The following is a 21,363-nucleotide window of genomic DNA, read 5'->3' on the forward strand; positions in this document are numbered from 1 at the left end:
GCCCGCCGTCGTACCGAGCGCGCTCGCATTCGAAATCTGCAGCGTCCCGGCCTGCACATCGGTCAAACCGCTGAACGTATTCGTGCCGCTGAGCGTCACCGCGCCGGTGCCACTCTTCACCACGTTGCCCGTGCCGCTGATCACGCCCGGGAACGACCCACTCGTCAAAATCAAATTCGCATTCGCCGAGTTAAAGAACCGCGTCACGATCTGATCACCGGCGCTACCTGTCAGCGCGCCCAGCGTCACGTTGAGTTCATTCAGCGTCAGATCCTGCACCAACCGTAGCGTCACATCGCCACCACCGGCGAGCGCCGCCGGAGTCGCCGAATAGTCACCACCATTCACAATGATCACACCGCTGTAACTCGGCAGCGCCGTAAACAACGCTGCCAACGACTGAAACGCATTCACCCCCATCGTCGCCGACTGCACCCCGGGAGTCTCCCGATCACCATCAACCACACCCGACGCCGGGAAGTCATCATCGACGTAGAGTGATGCCGTTGGTCCGACCAGCACGACGTCATTTCCATCCCCACCGTTGTATTGAATAGTCATGGCTTTGCCGTCAACCATCACTGTCGCGCCGGCGGGCAATCCGTTGAATGTTCCCGTTGTATCTGCCGGCGAGGTGCCATCATTGTCGATGATCACATACACCTGGCCGCTGCCGGGATTGAATGTGCCCGCAGCGCCGGTGTAGGTCACCACCAAGGTTGCGGACGCACCGATGGCAACGCTTCCCGATGACAGCACCTTTACCTGGTCGTAGTCGGTGCCCGCCACACTGCCCGAAGGCGAGCCGATTTGAATCTGCAACGCACCGTTTTCGACGTAGTTGCCGTTGACGGTTGTTGTGCCAATCGCGGTACCAGGCGCGTGCGTGCCGCCGGAATTGATCGTCAGCAGGCCGGTCGTGCCGGTGCCGGTCAACGTGGCGCCAGTCTGCACCGTCGGCGCACTCACGAGCGAGCCGGTTACCGACAGCGTACCGGCGGTTACCGTGGTAGCGCCGGTGTAAGTGCTTGCGCCACTCAGCGTTTGCGTGGCGGTGTTGCTCTTGGCGACGAGACCCGTGCCGGAGATGCTGCCCGCAAAGGTTCCAGCCGCGGTATTGTTGATCGTGAGGTTACCGCTGCCCAGCGTCACGCTACTGCCTGCAGCGCCGTTGAGAGGACCCACTGTTTCGTTGCTATTGGCGAGAGCCAGCACGCCCGTCGCCGCCACCGTTACCACCGAGGTATCGGGAATGGCATTGCTATTGCCCGAGCCCGAGATCGTCACATAGTCAATGAACGAAGTCCGATCGAGCGTCGGTTCCAAGCCTTCGAATTGCAGTGTGTGGGCGCCGGCAGTCAGCACGAGACCGGGGATTGTGACCAGATTGAATGAAGTGCTCGAAGCAGGAGTGACATTGGCGAGGACAACCGTGCCGTCGACGCGCACGTTGAAAGGATTCGCGCCGCTGCTGCGCGACTCGGTCAAAAATCGGAGCGTGTAAGTTCCGGCGCTCGCGAACGTAATGCTCTGCGAGAAGTTGCCGAGTGTCTGCACAAAGCCGTTCTGATTGCCATTCACCAGGCCAGCGGGGTTGAAACCGCCGCCATTGCCGTTGATCAAACCGCTAAGGCCCAGGAAGGTCCAGGTGGCAGTCGCATTGTTGTAAGAATTGGTGTTAACCGGCGTGAGGACTGGCGATTCGAAACTAAAATTTGGAACCGGAACGTTGACTCCGGTTTGCAGCGTTCCAGCATTGATGTCGGTCGGGCCGCTGTAGGTGTTCGTACCACTGATGGTTTGCACCCCGGTGCCGATCTTGGCGATTCCGAGCGTGCCGGCCGTATTGCGAATCGTGCCGCCGAAGTCATTGCCGGTCGCATTGTTGTCGCCGAACGTCAATGTCGGCGTACCGCTGATGCCGTCGACCACGCCCTGGCCCGCGAGGCCGTTGATGGTGTCGCTGAAACCGTTGAGATTGAGCGTGCCATCGACCTGCGTGAGCCCCGCCGTTGCACCGTTGGGAATCTGATTGGCAGCGCCGAGATTCAAACGCCCAATCACGCCGACCAGCGTGTTGCCGGCATAGTTATTGGGGCTGGCGGTTGCGTTATTCAGCGTCACGCCGCCCGAGGCGAGCACTTCGAGGCCATTCGTTCCTGTCAATTGGCCAGTGAATGTCATCGCACCTGCGCCCATCACTTTGATGCGGGCCAGGTTGGCGGTTGCAGTGCCCGACATCACGTTGCCGGTCGTATCGATGCGGATGCCGCCGAGTTGATCGGTGCCGAGGGCCGTGTTGACAATCACGTTGTTGACTAGCGTGATATTGGCGGCGGTATCGAACAGAATTTGCGCCTTGTCGGTCGCCGCGCTGCCGATCGTGATCGCGCCGCGTCCAAACGGACTGCTCACAATCGCGCCCGGCGTACCCACCGTGGTAACTGCGCCATTGATGCGCAATCGTGTGCCGGCGGCAGTGTTTTGCAACAGCAGACCACCCGAGAATGTATTCGGGCTCGTCAGCAAGAATGGAGTGACGTTGGCATTGGGGTTGGCGAGATTGAAAGTCAGCACGCCAGTGCCATCGGTGATCAGTGCGCTGATGGTGCTCGACTGATTGGATTCAGTAAACGCGGCATTCGCGCCGTTGTTGGTGATCGTATTGGTAGTCGCACTCGTGCCGACATTCGTAAACGCCGCGTTGAAACCACCCAGATCGAACACGCCGTTGCCGGACATGTTCAACACCCCCTTCGAGGTAAACGTGTTCGCACTGCCGTTGCGCAGCGTTCCGTCGCTAACCGTTGTGGCGCCGGTGTAGGTATTCACACCGCTTACCGTCCAACTACCTGTTCCCGACTTCGTCAGGTTCGTCGCGTTAGGGGTTTGATCGGCAATGATCTGTGCGTACGTATTTGCGCCCGTGTTCGTGCCCGTCAACGTCAGCGTACGGACACCCACCGTATCAAACCAATTGGTATTCGCCGCGTTGTAGGTAAAGCTCAACGAAGCGGCTGGTATCGATCCCGAAGCGTCGATTGTTGCGCCCGTGGTCTGCACGCGCATCTGACGATTGGTCGACTGCGCAGTGCTCCCCGTGTATTGCAACGTGCCGCCGCGGAAGACAAACCCAATCCCCTCCGCAGCCGTTGATTCTGCCGTTGCCAGACGCGCGCCGAGGCTACCTGCAACGCCGTAATCGGTAATCGTCGCGGCATTGAGAATGCCACCTTCAAACGCTGTCACACCGGTGTAAGTGCTGGCCGTGTTGGTCAAGTACCAAGTGCCCGTGCCGGTCTTGGTGATGCTGGTCGGGCTGGCTGCCTGGTCGATGATGATGTTGGCGAAGACATTGGGGCCGGTGTTCGTACCAGCCAAGCGGAACGTGCGCGTGCCACCCGTATCGAACCAGTTAGTGTTCGTCGTGTTGTAGGTGAACGAGAGCGTCGCGGCCGGCACACTACCGGAAGCATCGATCGTGCCGCCCGTGGTTTGGACGCGAATCTGACGATTCGTCGACTGTGCGACCGCGCCCGTATATTGCAACGTGCCGCCGCGGAATACGAAACCCATGCCGTCGCCCGTTGCGGTTTCCTGGGCTGCAGTGCGGGCACCCAAGCTGCTCGGCACACCGTAATCGGCGATCGTGGCAGCATTCAGAATGCCGCCTTCAAACGCCGTCACGCCGGTGTAGGTGCTGGCCGTGTTCGTCAAGTTCCAAGTACCCGCGCCGGTCTTGGTGATGCTAGTTGGACTGGCTGCCTGATCGATGATGATGTTGGCGAAGACATTCGGGCCGGTGTTTGTGCCACCCAAGCGGAAGGTTCGCACGCCACCCGTATCGAACCAGTTGGTGTTCGTCGTGTTGTAAGTAAACGAGAGCGTCGCGGTTGGCACACTTCCTGAAGCATCGATCATGCCGCCCGTCGTCTGCACACGAATCTGGCGATTGGTCGACTGCGGAACCGCGCCTGTGTACTGCAAGGTACCGCCGCGGAAGACGAAACCCATGCCGTCGCCCGTTGCAGTTTCCTGGGCTGCAGTGCGGGCACCCAAGCTGCTCGGCACACCGTAATCGGCGATCGTAGCAGCATTCAAAATACCCCCTTCGAACGCCGTCACGCCGGTATAGGTGCTGGCGGTGTTGGTCAGGTTCCAGGTTCCCGCGCCGGTCTTGGTAATGCTCGTGGGACTAGCCGCCTGATCGGTAATCAGATTCGCGAATACATTGGCGCCGGTGTTCGTACCGCCTAAGCGGAACGTACGAACGCCGCCGGTATCGAACCAGTTGGTGTTCGTCGTGTTGTAGGTAAACGACAGCGTCGCGGTCGCCACACTTCCCGATGCATCGAGCCCACCGCCAGTCGTTTGCACACGAATCTGGCGATTCGTCGACTGGGCGACTGCACCCGTGTATTGCAGTGTGCCGCCGTTGCGGAAGACGAAGCCCATCCCCTCGCCGACGCTGGTTTCCTGCGATGCGAGTCGCGCACCGAGCGCGCTCGCCACGCCGTAGTCGGTGACGGTCGAAGCATTCAAAATGCCGCCGTTGAAGGCAGTAATACCTGTGTAGTTGCTCGCGTTGTTGGTCACCCACCACGTTCCCGTGCCGGCCTTGGTGAGGTTCGTCGGGTTGGTCGACTGGTCGGTAATCTGCTGCGCAAACGTATTCGCGCCGGTGTTCGTGCCCGTTAGCGTGAAGGTGCGCTGGCCGCCCGTGTCGAACCAGTTCGTATTCGTTCCGCTATAGGAAAATGTCAGCGTGGCCGCGGCGACGCTGCCCGAGGCGTTGATCGTGCCGCCGGTCGTTTGCACGCGAATCTGGCGATTCGTGCTCTGCGGCGTGGCGCCCGTGTACTGCAACGTGCCGCCGCGGAACACGAAACCCATGCCGTCGCCCGCCGCGGTCTCTTGCGCAGCGAGCCGCGCGCCGAGCGCGCCCGGCACGCCGTAATCGGTGATCGTGGCTGCATTGAGAATACCGCCGCTGAACGCCGTCACGCCGGTGTAGGTATTCGTGCCCGTTAGCGAGAACGTTCCCGTGCCGACCTTGGTCAGACCGCCCGCTCCGGAGATCACGCCCGAAAACGTCGAGTTCGTGGCGTTGCCGGTCGTCAACGTTTGGTTCAGCGTCACCGTTGGCGTGGCATCGGTCGACGACAACGCACCGATTGTTTCGCCGTTCGCGGCATTCAGTACCAGCGCTGCATTGCCGGCGAGGTTAACGTTGGTCGCATCGGGAATGACGTTGCCCGTGCCCAGATTGTAGGTGTTGGTGCTCGTTGTCCCTTCGAGCGAAATCAGCGGCGTGTTGAACGCAGCATCAAAGCCGCTGATGTTCACCGTGTCGCCGCCATTGGTGATCACTGTCAGCGACGTGGTCGGCGCTGTGAAAGCCACCGATTCGCCCAGCGTGCTGTTGATTGTCGTCACCCCGTCGGCGCCACCGGTGTCGCTGATCAATACCGTCTCCGCGCCACCCGTAAATGTAAAGCTACGAGTCGTCGCCGAAAGGTTATCGATGACAGGTTCAAGTCCCACGTAGGTCAGCAGGTGACCATCGACCGCGATCGACCCGTCGTTATCGTTGACGAACGAGTAATCGACGCTGTCGACCTCGCCGTTCTCCAAAATGATCTGATCGCCCGGGTCGGTGCTGTTCTGGCCACCGCCGTAGAAAAACAGGCCGTTCTCCAAAATCGCGTTGCCATGCGACATATCGACGCGCAGCGTGTCGTCGCCGTTGCCGCCAAACACGTGCAACTGCTGCGTCGGAATCGCGCTGAGCGGAATCTTTAGCGTGTGCTGATCTTCCAGCAGTTCCGCGCCGGGAATCGTCGTGCCATCAAAGGGCAAGAGGACGTCGGTGACGAGAATGTTCCCTTCGCCGTCCTGCTTGACGATGATTTCGTTGTTGTATTCCGAACCAGTCGCCGACCGCACAACCAGCTTGCCCTGATTGATAAATGCCACCGGCGTCAACACGTCGGTGGGCGCGTCGGGAGGCAAAATCTCTTGCGACGTATCGCCATGCAGCACCATCCGCGGCTCGAGAGCTTCCAAAAACGCGCGGCGTTTTTTCGCGCTTGAAGCGTCTTTACTGCGGGGGTTTTTACCCAATCGACCCAAGAAACGAGCGTACAGAGAGCGGGTGCGGCTCAGCATGAAGAGGCTACCGAGAAAACAGAGAGAATAGATGGAGATTGCTGGCTACCGACAAATACAACCAGCCTTGGTTCTCTGTTCCCACGAAACCAAGCCGTTCAGATTGCAGCGATGGCGGAATCTGCAGTAGTCGTGAGGAGTATAACGACGGTCAAGAAAAATATCCAACGATTAGCGAAATTTTCGCCTTTCGACGGGCGGTCATCAGACTGGCCGTCTGTCAGGGTTTCGCAAGTAAGTCGTTGTTAAAAAACGACTTCAGTCGATATCTTGAGGATTGAAAAAACAAGGACGAGGGGTTATGAAAATCGCGTCTGCGTTTTTCCTAAGGCCTTCTGCACGAATAGCTTAGGCTAAAATGCAAATCGCAATTCCCTGTTATATTCTTAGCCGACTGGCTCAAAACTTCGCCTTCGGCGTCAGGGCTTCGAGCAGGGGATCTTCCTGGCAGCCGCCGGGAGAATCGACGCCGAGGAGTCGCGATGCCGTGGGAGCGAGGAAAGCCGGGCTGATGCGGCGTTCGTATTTGCCCGTGACGATGCTGTTGCCGATTAGCAGCATCGGCACATGCGTGTCGTAATGCCACGGACTGCCGTGGGTCGTGCCGCGCGGTTTGGCGCCGGACACGCCGGGGATGGAGTAAGGCGTGTAGCAATACTGCACGTCGCCGCTGCGCTGCGGATTGAAACTGAGACGCATCTTGGCGAGCAGCCGAGCATCGCCGCCGGCGAGGAGTTCTTCGCGCGTGTATGCGGCGGCGACGTAGTTCTGCCGCAGCAGCCAATCGCGAATCAGCTCGCGGGCTTGCACCAGATGATTGGCTTTCAAGTTCGGATGGTCGTAGTTCAGATAGACCTGATTCGAGTCGAGATCGAGAATCACGTTTTTCGTTTTTGGATCCTGCAGCTCTTTTACTTTGATTTCTTGCCGCAGGAGTTTTTCGAGCGTCTCTTTAATGACCTTCGAATCGCCGATCGGGTTGCGCTTGGCGGGGAGTGTGCGTTCGCCAACCTGCGGGCGCTCGGCGACCAATTCTGGAATTGGCGCCACGCCGTGATCAGCCGTTAGAGCCAAGGTCCACTTGCCCGCGCCGACTTGCTCATCGAGATACTTCACAAAACCGGCTAGCTGGCGGTCGGTGCGATAGGTAATGTCTTCGACTTCCAGGCTCAGCGGACCGAAGGCGTGACCGACGTAATCGTTCGACGAAAAGTTGATCGTCAGCAAATCGGGAGCGTCATCGGCGCCAAGCTTTTCATTTTCGATGACCGTGCGCGCGGCGAGCAGCGTGTAGTCGTTGCCGAAGGGCGAAAACAAAACGTGATCGCCATATTTGTCGGCCGTCATTTCGCCGGCCTTGGCCATCGCATGCGGAAACGCAGCCGTCCATCCCGACGGGGGGTTCTCATGCACGTTGTCGTCGGCGAACTGCTGGTTGTGATACTTCTCCTTCGGTAGCAGCAACTCCCAAGTCTGTCCGCGGAATTGTTCGACGGCTTTGGCGTCGTTCATATTGCGAAAGTAGCCCGGCAGGTCGGAGCGGTAATAGGTCGATGTGACCCACTGATTTTTTTCCATCCAAAATGCGCAGTCAGCCCGATGGCCACTCATCAAGATCGAAGCCCGATCCTTGATCGCCACGCCGAAGACCTTCGACTGGCTGTTGGCGAGTTTCAAGCGATCGCCGACAGTATCGACGAGCAGTACCCGCGGCGACATCGGCTTGCCGCCGGTGATGCCGATGATTTCGACGAGCGGATCCGAAACGCAGTAACGAATCTTGCCCGTCGCGCGATCGAACCAATCGTTTTCAATCACGCCGGTCGTGCCCGGATAAGCGCCCGTCAGCTGCACCGAGTGCCCCGGCGCCGTGATGGTGATCGCATGAGCGTGATGGCAGTTGGCATAGAAAGCGCCGTTCTGCAGCACGTTGCGAAAGAAGCTCTGCTTCGTGTCTTCGGGAAAGTTGTCCTGAAAACGGATGAGGTAGTCCTGGCAGAACTGATCGACGCTAACGACCACCATCAGTCGCGGTCCGGTCTTTTCCTGGGCCTGCGCCGAGCCAAATAAGACGAGGGCTAGCAGCGAAAAAAAAGAACCGATCGAAAGCAAGCGAACAGGCATGCGGCAAACCAGTGGAAGGAAGGTTGTTGCTAGCGGCAGGGCCAAGGGGAGACTCGTGACTATAATTGCGTTCGCTAGGGGGCTCAAGCGAGCAGCCCGCGAAGGTTGGCTAAAGAATGTGCAAGGAAATGCGTCAAGCTGTCGCGAGGTGCTATCATCCGCTGCATCGGCAATGACGGGCGCGGCGGATTGCGTTAGAATGTGCGGGCTGAAATCACGGTTTTGAAGCACGGCTTTTCTGGAGCACCAGGCGGGCATGGGAATTCTGACGGGACTGGAACATTTCGTTCGCGAGCAGGAGCCGCTGGCTCCGTTCACCTGGCTGCGACTTGGCGGAGCGGCGCAATACTTCGCCGAGCCGACTTCGCAGGCCGAGCTCGTGGAATTGGTCAAGCGCTGCCAGCAGAATAGCTTGCCGTTGCGAGTTCTCGGCGGTGGCTCGAATCTGCTCGTGCGCGACGAAGGCGTGAAGGGCGTTGTCGTGCAACTGACGGCTGGCGCTTTTGCCAACATCACTCATCAAGGTCGGCGCATCACCGCCGGCGGCGGTGCGAAGCTCGGCCATGTCGTCTCAACAGCCGTTCGCGAAGGACTGGCCGGCATTGAAATGCTCGCCGGCATTCCGGGCACGCTCGGCGGCGCGTTGCACACCAACGCCGGCACGCACAGCGGCGACATCGGTCAATGGCTGGTCTCAGCAACGGTGTTGTCGACGACCGGCGAAGTCAAAACTCGGCAGAAGCAAGACCTGCGTTTCGGTTATCGCGCCAGCAGTCTCGACGACTTGGTAATTCTGTCTGCCGAACTGGAACTAGAGCCCGGCGATCCAGCCTGGCTGACGAAACAAATGCAGCAGCAGTGGATCCTGAAAAAGGCCTCTCTCCCTCTCAGCGATCAAAATACGGGCTGCATTTTCAAGGACGCTGGCGGGCGGACTGCCGCCAGCCTGATCGACGAAGCCGACCTCAAGAGTGAGCGCCGCGGCGATGTATCGATCAGCGATCGGAACTCCAACTACTTCGTGGCCGGCCGCAAAGCCAAGGCCAGCGACGTGCTCGATCTGATCGCGCACATTCGCAAGGTGGTTGCCGATCGGAATGGCATCGATTTGGAACTGGCGATTGAAGTTTGGTAGTCGCCGAGTTGTCAGAGAGAACTCTTTGCGGAGCGAAGAGTGTTTAGAAATGGAGTTCGCACATGAAAAAAAATACCCCGCCACCGGCGAAGCCTGTCGAAAGCAGTCCGTCGGTGGTTTCTGTCTTGTTTCATCCTCGCTATCGCACACTGGTCGGCTTGATCATCCTTTGCGGCGCGGCTTATTGGGGCTTTCAAGAAGCGTGGCAGCGTTGGGGCGAACCTTCGCTCGCTTCCGAGCCTTATCAAGTCACCACCGAGCAATTGCTAGTCACTTCGCAGCCACCTTGGATCGAGGGAGACGTCAAAGCCGAAGCGATTCGCGACGGCGGGCTGACTCGCATGGATCTGCGCGAACGGGCGCTCCTCGATCGCGTGCGCCGAGCCTTTGCCGTGCACAATTGGGTTGCTCAAGTGAAGCAGGTTCGCAAGTCGTATCCGGCGCAGGTCATCGTCGATCTGGAATATCGCAAGCCGATGGCGACCGTCGAGGTTGCTTACCGCGGCCGGCCCGAGCTACTGCTGATTGATGAGAAAGCGACGCTGCTGCCCTCGCCCAGCGAAGCCTTTGCCGCTCGCAACTTGCCGGACCTGCTGCGGATCGACGCTGGCGACACCGCGCCGGCGGGACCGTATGGCACGGACTGGGGAAATCCTCGCGTGACTGCAGCCGCCAAGATCGCAGCGGCCTGGGGTGATCGTTGGTCGGCGCTCGGTTTGTATCGCATCGTGGTGAGCGAAGATACGAACGGCAGAATCAGCTACGAACTGCAAACGCGCAACGGTGGCCGCTGCGTTTGGGGAAATCCGCCAGGTCAAGAAACGGCCGGCGAACCGCTGCCGGCAGTGAAAGTGGAACGAGCGATTGCCGCTCATGCTCACGGGCAGCTGAAAGACGACCGCGATGCGCCGCCCGTCGATCTCAGCGGCGGCACGACACCGATGCCCGCCCGCACCGCCACCCGGCCGCGGCGAGCACCACTCTAGAGAAAAAGTAGGCCGGACTATTGGTCCGGCCTGGAGCGGAGAAGTTACGAAGATTTACTCTTCATCGCCGCGGAGTTTCGCCAGCACGCTGTAATCTTCCAACGTGCTCGTATCCTGCACCGATTCTTTTCCGGCGGCGATATCGCGTAAGAGCCGCCGCATGATCTTGCCGCTGCGCGTCTTCGGCAGCGAACCGGTAAAGCGAATGTCGTCCGGCACCGCGAGCGCACCGATTTCCTTGCGGACGTGCTGCTTCATCGCGGTTTTCAACGCATCGTTGGCTTCACCGCTCTTGAGCGTGACGAAGACGACGACCGACTGACCCTTCAGTTCATCAGGCCGGCCGACGGCAGCGGCTTCGGCGACGTTCGGATGGCTGACGAGAGCGCTCTCGACTTCGATGGTGCTCAGACGATGGCCGCTGACGTTGATCACGTCGTCGATGCGACCCATGATCCAGTAATAGCCGTCGTTGTCGACGCGGCTGTTGTCGCCGGTCAGATAGTTGCCGGGGACCTTCGTCCAATATTGCTGCACATAGCGATCGTCATCGCCCCACAGGCCGCGAAGCATGCCAGGCCACGGCTTGGCGATGCAGAGCATGCCGCCTTGATTGGGGCCGACCGGTTGCAGTTGCTCATCGAGCAGCACCGGCACGACGCCGGGCATCGGCTTGGTGCAGCTGCCGGGCTTGGTCGCGATGGCGCCAGGGAGCGGGCTCATCATGATGCCGCCCGTTTCAGTCTGCCACCACGTATCGACGATCGGGCAACGCTCGCCGCCGATCTTGCGGTGATACCACATCCACGCTTCGGGATTGATCCCTTCGCCGACCGTGCCGAGCAGCCGCAGGCTCGAGAGGTCATGCTTGTCGACGTGATGATCGCCCCACTTGATGAATGCCCGAATCGCCGTCGGGGCCGTGTAAAGAATCGTTACGCGATGCCGTTCGATGATGTCCCAGAAGCGGTCTTCTTCGGGCCAGTTCGGAGCCCCTTCGTACATTACCGTCGTAGCGCCCGCCGACAACGGGCCGTAGACGATGTAGCTGTGACCGGTGACCCAACCGCAATCAGCCGTGCACCAGAAAATGTCGTCGTCGCGATAATCAAAGACCCATTCAAAGGTCTTCTTCACGAACAGGTTGTAACCTGCCGTCGTGTGGCGGATGCCCTTCGGCTTGCCGGTGGAACCGCTGGTGTAAAGGATGAACAGCGGATGTTCGCTGTCGAGTTGCTCGGCCGGGCAATCAGCCGAAGCCTTGGCGGTGATGTCATGCCACCAATGATCGCGGCCGTCCTTCATCGCCACATTGTTTTTGGCCCGTTGAAAGACCACGCAGTTCTGCACCGTCGGCGACTTCGCCAGCGCGGTATCGACGGTCGCTTTCAATTCGAGCAACTTGCCGCGGCGCCAACCGCCATCGGCCGTGATGACGACTTTGGCTTTCGCATCGTTGTTGCGATCGGCAATCGCTTCGGCCGAGAACCCGCCGAAGACCACGCTATGTACCACACCGATTCGCGCACAAGCGAGCATGGCAATCGCCAGCTCCGGCACCATCGGCATATAAATGGTCGCTACATCACCGGGCTTGAGGCCCAGGCTTTTCAGCGAGTTCGCAAACTTGCAAACCTCGCGATGCAGCTGAGCATAAGTAATCGTCCGCTGTTCGCCGGGCTCACCTTCCCAAATAAAGGCGGCTTTGTTCTTGCGCCAACTATTTAGATGGGCATCGAGGCAGTTGTAGCTGACATTGGTCGTGCCGCCGACAAACCACTTGGCGAACGGCGGTTGCCAATCGAGCACCTTATTGAATGGCTTGAACCAATGGAGATCTTTCCTCGCGAGTTCGCCCCAGAACTTTTCGGGATCGCGGATCGACTCTTCGTACAGGGATTCGTAGGCCGCGAACGAGCCAATCTTCGCCGCGGCTTGAAAGTCTGCCGTGGGGGGAAACTTCCGGTCTTCTTGCATCACCGAATCGATCTGACCACCGCTCATCGCCGTTCGCCCTTGCTTCACACGTTTCACAAATCCTGGAGAGTCGAAAGCGCCCGCTTCCCTGCGGACCGGTAGTATCATCGCTGGAAAACAACCCATTAACTAGTGGCCGATTGTCGCCCAGCCCAGCCGGTCGCCACCCGATAAATAGAGCTCGCCGCTGGGTTGAGAAAGTAGAATGGCGGAGATGCGATTCTCCCTGCGAACATTATTGATCGGCCTGTCCGTGGTCTGCGCTCTGTCGGCAATCGTCGGAATCGGCGCAAAGGCAATCAAGCCCTCCTATGGCTACGGCATTCAGGCCAAATGTGGTCGTCTGCCCGCAGACGATTCGTCGCTGGAGACTTGGTTGAGCGCACAACCGGGCGTTGTCAGGGTGCACGTTCAGCGCGAGAACAATCAAGTTCACGTCATTTGGATCATGTCGCAGGATTTAATGAGGAATCCACCCGTACCTGACTTGCGGCCCGAACTCGAGAACCTGGGCTACACTCCCATTATTTCCTACGACCGACGTTAGGTTGCCCGAGAAGATGAATTATGCTGCCGGCACGCGTAGAATTGCTCGCGACGTTGGCAGGCCCACTCATGACAACACCCACGCGCAACTGGTCTCCTCTTCGCTTCAGCCTGCGCACGCTGTTGCTCGCGATCACGCTGGTGGCGGTCGCCATTGCGGTGTATCGCTGGCCTTGGGAAGAAAGGCATTTATCATCGAGTGGCGCTGAAAACCCTCTTTTTCAAGAAGTCGAGATCGCCACTTATCGCCGCGATTGGCGGGGCAAGGCAGTTCTCAACGGACCTCTGAGAATTCAGCGCGATGGCCGACCTCACTATCTGGCCACGTATTACGAAGGAGAACTACACGGTCTACGACAGTGCTTTGATGAGCAGGGAAGAGTCTTGATCGAGGGGTATTATCGGCACGGCAAAATGCACGGCCCCTTTCGCGCGGGTGACGGCACGACATGGGTTACGGAGGGACAGTACCGAGACAATGCGCCGCATGGCACGTGGCGATTCTTGATAAGCGAACGGTACGGATCGCCAACGCCGCCCGGATTTCCCTATCTTGCGCCGCTGACATTACCCGGCGAAGAATGGGCGCGCCCACTTCCAAATCCACATGTCGTGGTCACTTCGGAGTGGGACAGCATCAATGGTCACGTCAAGCGGAAATGGGCCTCACCCAGCGGCGAACTTCTTCGCACGGCTGAGTACCGTCACGGCGATCTTGTCCTTTGGAACGATGTACCGATTGTCGAGCACTTTATCGCCTGGCTGCGGAGCCCGTATGTCGACGATGAGCGGCTGGCGAAGTTTTTCGAAACGGCCAAGTCAGGAAATTGGTACGAGGATGGCAGGGGTGATTATTCGGTGCTGGGATTTCTCGGCAACCCGGAGAAAGCCGTTGTGTTTCGGGAGAATCGCGAGGGTGACTCTTGGCTCGACTTCAACAGTCCTGGGTTACTCGCCGCGACGCTCTGCGAAGAAACTCTCGCCAACGGTTTTCGTTTCGACTATCGCTACGGCCAACTTTGGCTGGTGCCCGCCGAGGATGGCGAAGAGTTTATCGATCGCACGGGTGTCGCGCAGGTTGCATTCGAACCAGGCAGCACGCAAGCCCACGAGTGGGAAACGCGGGTCAATGTGTTCACCGTGAGTGCTCACGATGTCGTCCCGATCGCAATCGATCAACTCCTGGCCGAGACGAGCATCGAGTTTGATTACTCAGTGCTGTTGCCCAAAGAACCTCGCCGCGGGAGAACGACCTCGGAAAAGCACGCCACGTACCGCCGCCGCGATGCTCTCGGCTTGTTGCTGCAGGCCACGGGCTGCCGCGTCGAGCAGCAAGGGAATAAGCTGATCTTCACGCCGCGGCCCGGACGAACCGAGGGCGAACGCTACAACAATCCCTTTCCAGCGCGCATCGTCGATCCGTTTGGTTAATCTAGAGGTTATGGAACTCGAATTTCTCCGCTGGTTGCGCGAAAGAATTCCAGCGGCAACAAACATCCCGCTCGGCGTTGGCGATGATGCTGCGCTCCTAGCGCAGCAAACGGGACAGCAAACCGTCGTAACCACCGACATGCTGATGGACGGCACCGATTTTCTGCTGAACGAATGCGGGGCCGCTGCCGCGGGACGCAAAGCGCTCGCGGTAAATCTGAGCGATCTGGCCGCGATGGGGGCCAAGCCCGTGGCGGCGTTTGTTTCGATCGCAGTGAGCAAGAAAGATGGCGCTGAACAAGCATTGGCCATGGCGAAAGGCATTTTCGAGGGGCTGTTGCCGCTCGCTGAAGAGCTGGGTTGCGCGATTGCCGGCGGCGATACGAATAGCTGGAGCGGGCCGCTGGTGATCAGCGTCACCGCGCTCGGCGAAGTGCCTGTTGGTAAGGCTTGGCTGCGGAGCGGCGCTGAACCGGGCGATGCCGTGCTCGTGACGGGCCAATTCGGCCGCAGCATCGAAGGAAGGCATCTTACGTTCACGCCACGCGTGCGCGAGGCACTGCTGCTGCAGCAATTGAGTGCCGAGATTCATGCTGCCATCGATGTCAGCGATGGCTTGTCCCTCGATTTGTCGCGAATCTGCTCGGCCAGCGGTTGTGGTGCGCTGCTTGAGCTCGCACACATTCCGCTCACGCTCGCAACGACCGAGCATTGCGGCGAAGATCTCGCCGCAGCCTGGCGTCATGCACTTACCGACGGCGAAGACTTCGAATTGATCCTCGCCGTTCCTCCGCGCGAAGCCGATCGTCTGCTGCGCGAACAACCGCTGGGAGTCCAACTCACGCAAATCGGCACGTTCACGGCCGAGCCTGGTTTGAAACAGCAACTGCCAAGCGGCGAAGTTCTGCCGCTCGAGCCGCGAGGGTACGAGCATTGAGTGAGTACGTCTTCAGCTCAAATTCGCTGGCCGATACCGATCGCCTGGCGGCCATGCTCGTCAGCGTTTTGCCGCAGCGCGCGACGATCGCATTCTGCGGCACTCTCGGAGCCGGCAAGACCCGCTTCGTCCAGGGCCTGGCCGCGGCGGCGGGCATCGACCCCGCCGATGTCACCAGCCCGACGTTCGTCCTCTGCCAGCAATACAACGGCTCGCGGCGTCTTTACCATCTCGACGCTTACCGCCTGCACGACGCCGACGAATTCCGCGAGCTCGGCACCGATGAACTCTACGACGAGGCGGCCCTCACGCTCATCGAATGGGCCGATAAGGTCGAACCCGCGCTCCCTGATTCTTATCTCCTCATTCAAATCGAAGTGACCGGCGAACAAACTCGCCAGTTCCGCATCGAAGCCATCGGTGACGAGCTCGGCCAAGTCATCGCCGCGCTGCGCGCGCTCTAACGCCCCGGTGGATTACCGGCTTTAGAATTACTCCTCTCTTGCCATGGCAACTCGCTTCGCCACGCACCAGCAGTTACAACCAAATCATGCCCCTTACTCATTTTCTCCAGCAACTTTTCCACCACAGCCGGGTGACGGTTGAGGCCGAGGGAGACATCGCGCTCGACGATCCGCAGTTGTGGGCCTTGCTCGAGCAACACGACCTAGCCTGGCGACAACAACTGCCGCGCGACCTGCCGCCGCTCGATCAAACATCGGCGTTGTTCGGAGCGATGGCCATCTACCGCAGTGCTCAGGTCTTGGTCTTTCGCGATACGCCGGTCGCGGGATTGCAGCAATCGTTGCACGGCCCGGAATTGGCCGGCGCTCGCGAACAATTTTCGGTCGACCTGTGTCTCCGTTTTCTGCCGGACCTGGTGCGGCTGGCACGAGCGCGGTCGCACGACGATCCGCTGGTTCGCTGCCTGCTCGATCTCGGCAGTTGCTGGCCGTTGTCCTCGGTGGGCATCGCCGGTGTCGAACTCAATGAGCTGGGGAAAACACGCGTCACCGCGCTCGCCGAAAACCCCGGCGTGTGGCAGTTGTATCTCGATCGCGTATTGCAAACCGGCGATGAATCTCGGCTGGCCGATCCGCGAGTCCGACTCGCGGCGCGACGAGCGGTGGGGGCGTTTCCGCAATTGGCGGGAAAATTGTCGAAGAGTCTGGAAGAACCCAAGGAAGTTCCTGCCGCATGACTGCTGAAGTGCAACCGAAGTTTGATCCGCATCTAGGCCAACGACTGGTGAACGACGTGCTGTCGCCGCTCAAGCGGGCCTTTGTCGGCAAGGACGAGATTGTCGACCTGCTCGGCGTGTGTCTCGCCGGCGGCGAAAACCTCTTTCTGCTCGGCCCGCCTGGCACGGCGAAGAGCGCCGTTGTCCGCGAACTTTCGCGCCGGCTCGACGGCAAGGTGTTTGACTATCTCCTCACGCGATTCACCGAGCCGAACGAACTCTTCGGGCCGTTCGACATTCGCAAGCTCCGCGAAGGAGAGTTGCTGACGAACACCGAAGGGATGTTGCCCGAGGCGTCGCTTGTTTTTCTCGATGAGTTGCTGAACGCCAACAGTGCGATCTTGAATAGCCTGCTGATGGTGCTGAACGAGCGGATCTTTCGCCGCGGTCGCGAGACACGCCACTTGCCGACGCTGATGGTCGTCGGCGCAAGCAATCGGTTGCCGGAAGATGAAACGCTCGGCGCACTCTTCGATCGGTTCTTGCTCCGAGTGCACTGCGACAACATTCCCGGCGATCAACTGAGCGAGGTTCTAGTCGCCGGTTGGCAGCTTGATGCTCGCAAGCACGAAGTGGTCACCAATCCGATTTCTGCCGATGAAATTCGCCGGTTACAGCAGCAGTTGTCGCACGTCGATCTCGTGCCGCTTCGGCCGGCGTACACCGAATTGATCCTCAGGCTTCGCCAGGCCGGCATTCCCGTTTCCGATCGCCGCGCCGTGAAGTTGCAACGGCTGGTTGCGGCGAGTGCGCTGCTCTGCGGCAGAAATGTCGCCACGCAAACCGACCTATGGATTCTCCGCTACATCTGGGATACCGAAGAACAGCGCGAAGTTCTCGCCGCCATCGTGCAGGAAGCCGTCGATAAAGCCAGCGAGCAAGAGAAGTCGTCGGCGCATCCGCGCTCGCAGGGCATATTGCCCGATCTAGAAGCCCTTGCCCGCGATTTGCATGAACTAAAAACCAAGCTCGCCGCTGCGACGACCGATTCCCCAGAGCGTTCAACGCTTCGCGACCAACTAAGCATTCTCGCGGGGCGGATTCCTTGGGTTGCCGCTCAGCAACAGCGCGAACATTTGCAGCGGCAGTTCGAAGAGCTGTGGCAGCAAAGTGGAGGAACTTCGGCATGAGCGATCGCCGCAGCGAGAACGCAGGTTGGGCTGCTTCGTTGCCGCTGACCGCTGTGGCCGGGTTGGCGTCGCTTCGTTTTTTGAGCGGCGCCGAAGCGCTGGTTGTCGGCGAGCAAGTCTGGCTCCGCGGCGAAGCCTTGAATGACGCCGATGAACTGCGCTTGCGGCAAACGCCCGGCTTGGAACGATTTGATATTCGCGAGCGCGACGAACTTTTTTCGACTGGTTCGCTGCTTCCTTGTGGTCGGCTGCCGACGGGAGCTTGGCGAAAGCTCCGCGATTTCATCCAGCCCGAACAACCGCCGCTGCGCATCGTCAGCGGCACTTGGCCGCAGCTGACATTGTCGCTCGTGCGCGATACCGTTCAGCGCGAAACGACTGCGCTGCTGACTTCGCTCCGCGATTGGGAGCAATACGCGCTGAGCGCAGCGCAGGTTCGGTTGAATCCGCTGAAATTCGCCATGAACGGCGACAATCAGGTCCTCATCGTCGGCTCGCCGCTGCCCCCGCTCACGGGCCAGCGATTTTGGGAAGAGAAAGGGATTTTTACGGCGGCCGGTTGGCATTGGTCGCCGGCCGTCGAAGTCGCGATCATCCGCCGCGTATTGCAACTCGGCGACCACGACCTCGCCCTCTGGTATGCCGATGGCAGGTGGGAGTTGATTCGCCAGGATGACTTCGTCGCCGCCCGCCGGGCTGCGGTGCGGGCGACGGCAGCGGGAGTGCATGACAAATGACTCCCGCCCAGATCGCCGCTGCCCGTTCGTATCTCGCGCCGCCTCGGCCGGAGTTTTGGCACTGGGATGACGAGCAAAGTGCCATCGCCTGGCTCGATGGTCCCACGATTACCTTGCGACAAGAGCTGGCCGTTGTCCTCGCGTCGCAGCCGAACAGCGGCCGCGGCTTGCCCGAGCTGACGGTGGTCCTGTTGATTCTGTCGGCCTGTCGCGAGAGTTGGCACGCAAGTCGTACCGCTCTGGAACGAGCCCTCGAGGATCTTTATCCGGCGAGCGGTTTGCCTCGCGGCGTCGTTGAAGTGCTAGATCGCTTGGAGGACGTACACAAAGTTGCTCGCGACTTGTTTCAGACCGCTCAGCGGAAGAGCGAACTGCTGTGGTACCTGTTCGCCGATCAGCCGAACCGCGAGACCGATGTCGAGACTGCCGACGAAATTGTGGAGTTGCTCGCCAAGCCGGCGCTGCAGCTAGAAAACTTGGGACGCAAGCCCGCCGATCTGTGGCACACGTTCATGTCGCTGCGGAGTGCGCTCGAGCGTTTTGATCCGGACGAATTTCTTGCCTGGTGCGACACGGGCCTCGAGCAGGAAGTAAAACCCGCGCCGCTGGAAGTGGAGTACACTAGCGGCCAGCGGGTGCGGATGCTGCTGACGGAGCTGAACGACGACGAGGAACTCGGCGGTGTGGCGCGACTGGCTCGTCAGTTGCTGGCCGCGATTGCCTTGCCGCGGCCACTCGCGGAGCCGGATGATTTGCCGTTGGGAGGGGTTTCAGACATCGCCAACCGGGGAGCGCTCGATCGACTATTGCTCAGCGAACTGGCCTACGATGATCTGACGCTGGCCGTCCGGATTGCGACCGGCGAGGCTCTTTATTACCGCCGCGAGACGCCGCCAAAGTCACCGCCGCTACGACGGATGATCGTGCTCGACAGTGGGTTGCGGCAGTGGGGCGTGCCGCGAGTGTTCATCACTTCGGTCGGCTTAGCCCTGGCGGCGGCCGGCGACGAACGGCTGGCGATCGAAGCCTATCGGGCTCGCGGCGAGGAGTTGGTCGAAGTTGATCTGACGCGAAAGGACGGCTTGCAGCAACAACTCGCCGCGCTCGAAACCGATCTTCACCTCGGAAAGGCTCTGCCGGCCATTCAGCAATTGCAGCTCAAAAACGCCGACGGCGAAAATCTGCCCAGCGATGTGGTGCTGGTCACCAGCGACGATGCGCTCGCCGATGAGGAGTTCCGCAAGCAACTGCGGGCCGCCAATCTCGACGGCGCTTGGATCGCCGCCATCAACCGCGCCGGCCGGGTGCGGTTGATGGAACTCGGCCTGCGCGAGATGGTTCTCAAACGCGAATGCCGGTTCGATCTGGCGGAGATTCTCACGCCGGCCCGCAAACCGCTCGTGCCGCTGGTGACCGGCGACGGCAAACTGCCGGCGTTCTGCCGGCTAAAAGAGGTACCGCTGCGAATTCCGCATGACCTGTCGATCGAGCGGGCCTGGTCAATCGGCGATCAAGGCGTGTTGGCGATTTATAAGGACTACCGACTCACTTGGTGGACGGACACCGTCATCGGTCCGCAGCAGTTGGCCGACAACATGCCGCGGGGCCGGGTGTTGTGGGCGGATAGCGTCAGCGAGCACGCGCCCTATCGGGCGGTGGTCGGCACGTTGTCGGTCCGTGGGTTGTATGCCCTGCAGGTTTGGCCTGGCGAGCGAGATGTAAGTGTGGCCCTGCTGAAACACAACCATCAGGAGCAGTTCACCACGGTAACGGCGACGGCGGAGCACATCTTTTTGATCGGACCGCATCGCGCGGTGGCTTTTGCCTGGTCGGGCGAGGAACTGGCTACGTGCAAAGTGGTCGACCGGCACCTCGGCGGCCGGTATTTTCTCCGCAACGGCACGCAGTTCGTCGGTGCGATCACGGTTCGGGGCGACAAGATCGGCCTGACGGCAGGCTATACACTCAAATCGACTCCGGCTCATCAGATTTTGGGAATCGCCGGCGAGCGCGAAGTTCCGCAGGTCATTCGTTGCGACGGCTATGCGATTGATTTGATCTCGGGGCATGCGAGCCAACTGATCACCGGCCATACGCTGCCCGTCACCTTGCTGGCGCAATCACGCGACAACCGGACGTTGGTGCTGCAGGATAAAGATCGAAAGCAGGTGGTGGTCCGCCTCGATAAGCTAGGTTGCCGGCAAGTTTGGGGCGACCCAGCTTACTTCGCCGAGGAGCACGTGGCGAAGTTCATGGGAAGTAAAGTCAATCTGCGGCAGCACTTCCACGGCATTTATGTGACGGCCCGAGGAGACCTGGCCCTGAGAAGCCGCAAGGGCCTCGAGCTGACGCTCGACGCTCTGCCGCGGATGCGGTGGCGAGATAGCGGCCGGTCAGAGGTTCGGCAGCCACAGCTGCGGCCGTTTGCCAACGTCGACGCTCCCAGCGGATATCTGTTGCAACGAGCAACCTGGGACGACGGCAGCCAAGCCTGGCTCGATTCGCGTGGCTTGCTTCATCTGCGGAGCAGCAACCCGCAGGTCGCCGAGCTAACGCTGATTCTGCAGGACGGCGAAACGGCCGGTTGGAGCAGCACGCACGGCCTGTTCGGCTCGCCCTATTTCACCGGCACCCCGGCGTTACAGGAGACGCCACACTCGATTCGACGCACCTTGCATGCCTTCAGCGCATCGCTGGTGAGCGTCGTTACGACGTAGCGGAATGAAGAAGTAAGAATGCAGCACGCAGAATAAATCAGCTTTGTTGATTCTGGACTCGTCGGTATCTCGTGCCGTCTTCGTTCTGGATTCTGCGTTCTTCCTTCTGTATTTCCTTAGGCATTCGTGAGCGACTGGCGGCTAAGTCGCTGCGCAGTTGCGCCATCCATAAACCAAAAAAGGTGAGATCATACACCGCTAGCGACTCTTCCCAAACTGTCCAATCTCGCTATTT

General features: G+C 59.9%; 13 protein-coding genes. 10 read left to right on the forward strand and 3 right to left on the reverse strand.

Going from position 1 to position 21,363, the window contains the following annotated elements; translation table 11 throughout:
- The coding region (locus M9Q49_RS34970; RefSeq protein WP_254513990.1) for a beta strand repeat-containing protein at nucleotides 1–6,168 on the reverse strand (6,168 nt) is incomplete at its 3' end.
- Between the two features lie 399 nt (nucleotides 6,169–6,567).
- Nucleotides 6,568–8,292 carry an alkaline phosphatase family protein gene (locus M9Q49_RS34975; RefSeq protein WP_254513991.1) on the reverse strand — a complete coding sequence of 575 codons (1,725 nt, stop codon included), beginning with the start codon at nucleotides 8,290–8,292 and terminating at the stop codon, nucleotides 6,568–6,570.
- Nucleotides 8,293–8,548: 256 nt separating this feature from the next.
- Between M9Q49_RS34975 and murB the strand changes: the two genes are divergently transcribed.
- Nucleotides 8,549–9,427, forward strand: coding sequence for a UDP-N-acetylmuramate dehydrogenase (gene murB, locus M9Q49_RS34980; RefSeq protein ID WP_254513992.1), 879 nt, complete (start codon nucleotides 8,549–8,551; stop codon nucleotides 9,425–9,427).
- Nucleotides 9,428–9,489: 62 nt separating this feature from the next.
- Nucleotides 9,490–10,413, forward strand: coding sequence for a hypothetical protein (locus M9Q49_RS34985; RefSeq protein ID WP_254513993.1), 924 nt, complete (start codon nucleotides 9,490–9,492; stop codon nucleotides 10,411–10,413).
- Between the two features lie 54 nt (nucleotides 10,414–10,467).
- Here the strand turns inward: M9Q49_RS34985 and acs are convergent, their stop codons facing one another.
- Complete coding sequence (acs, locus tag M9Q49_RS34990; RefSeq protein WP_254514051.1) at nucleotides 10,468–12,417, reverse strand: acetate--CoA ligase; 1,950 nt, start codon at nucleotides 12,415–12,417, stop codon at nucleotides 10,468–10,470.
- A 187-nt stretch (nucleotides 12,418–12,604) separates the two neighbouring features.
- On the opposite strand from acs, the gene M9Q49_RS34995 reads away from it, so the two are divergent.
- From M9Q49_RS34995 to M9Q49_RS35030, 8 genes are all read left to right on the forward strand, one after another.
- Nucleotides 12,605–12,937, forward strand: coding sequence for a hypothetical protein (locus M9Q49_RS34995; RefSeq protein WP_254513994.1), 333 nt, complete (start codon nucleotides 12,605–12,607; stop codon nucleotides 12,935–12,937).
- A gap of 68 nt (nucleotides 12,938–13,005) precedes the next feature.
- Nucleotides 13,006–14,367: a toxin-antitoxin system YwqK family antitoxin gene (locus tag M9Q49_RS35000; protein WP_254513995.1), complete on the forward strand. Its 1,362-nt coding sequence runs from the start codon at nucleotides 13,006–13,008 to the stop codon at nucleotides 14,365–14,367.
- A 10-nt stretch (nucleotides 14,368–14,377) separates the two neighbouring features.
- A complete protein-coding gene (thiL, locus tag M9Q49_RS35005) occupies nucleotides 14,378–15,304 on the forward strand; it encodes a thiamine-phosphate kinase (RefSeq protein WP_254513996.1) in 927 nt (308 codons plus the stop codon).
- Nucleotides 15,301–15,768 carry a tRNA (adenosine(37)-N6)-threonylcarbamoyltransferase complex ATPase subunit type 1 TsaE gene (tsaE, locus tag M9Q49_RS35010; protein ID WP_254513998.1) on the forward strand — a complete coding sequence of 156 codons (468 nt, stop codon included), beginning with the start codon at nucleotides 15,301–15,303 and terminating at the stop codon, nucleotides 15,766–15,768. Before thiL ends, tsaE begins: the two co-directional genes overlap by 4 nt.
- A gap of 86 nt (nucleotides 15,769–15,854) precedes the next feature.
- Nucleotides 15,855–16,505: a hypothetical protein gene (locus M9Q49_RS35015; RefSeq protein ID WP_254513999.1), complete on the forward strand. Its 651-nt coding sequence runs from the start codon at nucleotides 15,855–15,857 to the stop codon at nucleotides 16,503–16,505.
- The gene (locus tag M9Q49_RS35020) at nucleotides 16,502–17,674 is read left to right on the forward strand and encodes an AAA family ATPase (protein ID WP_254514000.1); all 1,173 of its coding nucleotides are present in this window, start codon (nucleotides 16,502–16,504) and stop codon (nucleotides 17,672–17,674) included. The genes M9Q49_RS35015 and M9Q49_RS35020 overlap by 4 nt, the downstream gene beginning before the upstream one ends.
- Nucleotides 17,671–18,411 (forward strand): hypothetical protein, encoded by a 741-nt coding sequence (locus M9Q49_RS35025; protein ID WP_254514001.1) that lies wholly within the window; start codon nucleotides 17,671–17,673, stop codon nucleotides 18,409–18,411. Before M9Q49_RS35020 ends, M9Q49_RS35025 begins: the two co-directional genes overlap by 4 nt.
- Nucleotides 18,408–21,128 carry an aminoglycoside phosphotransferase family protein gene (locus M9Q49_RS35030; protein ID WP_254514002.1) on the forward strand — a complete coding sequence of 907 codons (2,721 nt, stop codon included), beginning with the start codon at nucleotides 18,408–18,410 and terminating at the stop codon, nucleotides 21,126–21,128. The genes M9Q49_RS35025 and M9Q49_RS35030 overlap by 4 nt, the downstream gene beginning before the upstream one ends.
- The last annotated feature ends 235 nt before the right edge of the window (nucleotides 21,129–21,363 follow it).

The organism is Anatilimnocola floriformis (assembly GCF_024256385.1).
GTDB lineage: Bacteria > Planctomycetota > Planctomycetia > Pirellulales > Pirellulaceae > Anatilimnocola > Anatilimnocola floriformis.

Bases quoted from the DNA above. Each gene is read 5' to 3' on its own strand.
- M9Q49_RS34975 (WP_254513991.1), bottom strand. From the start codon at position 8,292: ATGCCTGTTCGCTTGCTTTCGATCGGTTCTTTTTTTTCGCTGCTAGCC.
- murB (WP_254513992.1), top strand. From the start codon at position 8,549: ATGGGAATTCTGACGGGACTGGAACATTTCGTTCGCGAGCAGGAGCCG.
- M9Q49_RS34985 (WP_254513993.1), top strand. From the start codon at position 9,490: ATGAAAAAAAATACCCCGCCACCGGCGAAGCCTGTCGAAAGCAGTCCG.
- acs (WP_254514051.1), bottom strand. From the start codon at position 12,417: ATGAGCGGTGGTCAGATCGATTCGGTGATGCAAGAAGACCGGAAGTTT.
- M9Q49_RS34995 (WP_254513994.1), top strand. From the start codon at position 12,605: ATGCGATTCTCCCTGCGAACATTATTGATCGGCCTGTCCGTGGTCTGC.
- M9Q49_RS35000 (WP_254513995.1), top strand. From the start codon at position 13,006: ATGACAACACCCACGCGCAACTGGTCTCCTCTTCGCTTCAGCCTGCGC.
- thiL (WP_254513996.1), top strand. From the start codon at position 14,378: ATGGAACTCGAATTTCTCCGCTGGTTGCGCGAAAGAATTCCAGCGGCA.
- M9Q49_RS35015 (WP_254513999.1), top strand. From the start codon at position 15,855: ATGCCCCTTACTCATTTTCTCCAGCAACTTTTCCACCACAGCCGGGTG.
- M9Q49_RS35020 (WP_254514000.1), top strand. From the start codon at position 16,502: ATGACTGCTGAAGTGCAACCGAAGTTTGATCCGCATCTAGGCCAACGA.
- M9Q49_RS35025 (WP_254514001.1), top strand. From the start codon at position 17,671: ATGAGCGATCGCCGCAGCGAGAACGCAGGTTGGGCTGCTTCGTTGCCG.
- M9Q49_RS35030 (WP_254514002.1), top strand. From the start codon at position 18,408: ATGACTCCCGCCCAGATCGCCGCTGCCCGTTCGTATCTCGCGCCGCCT.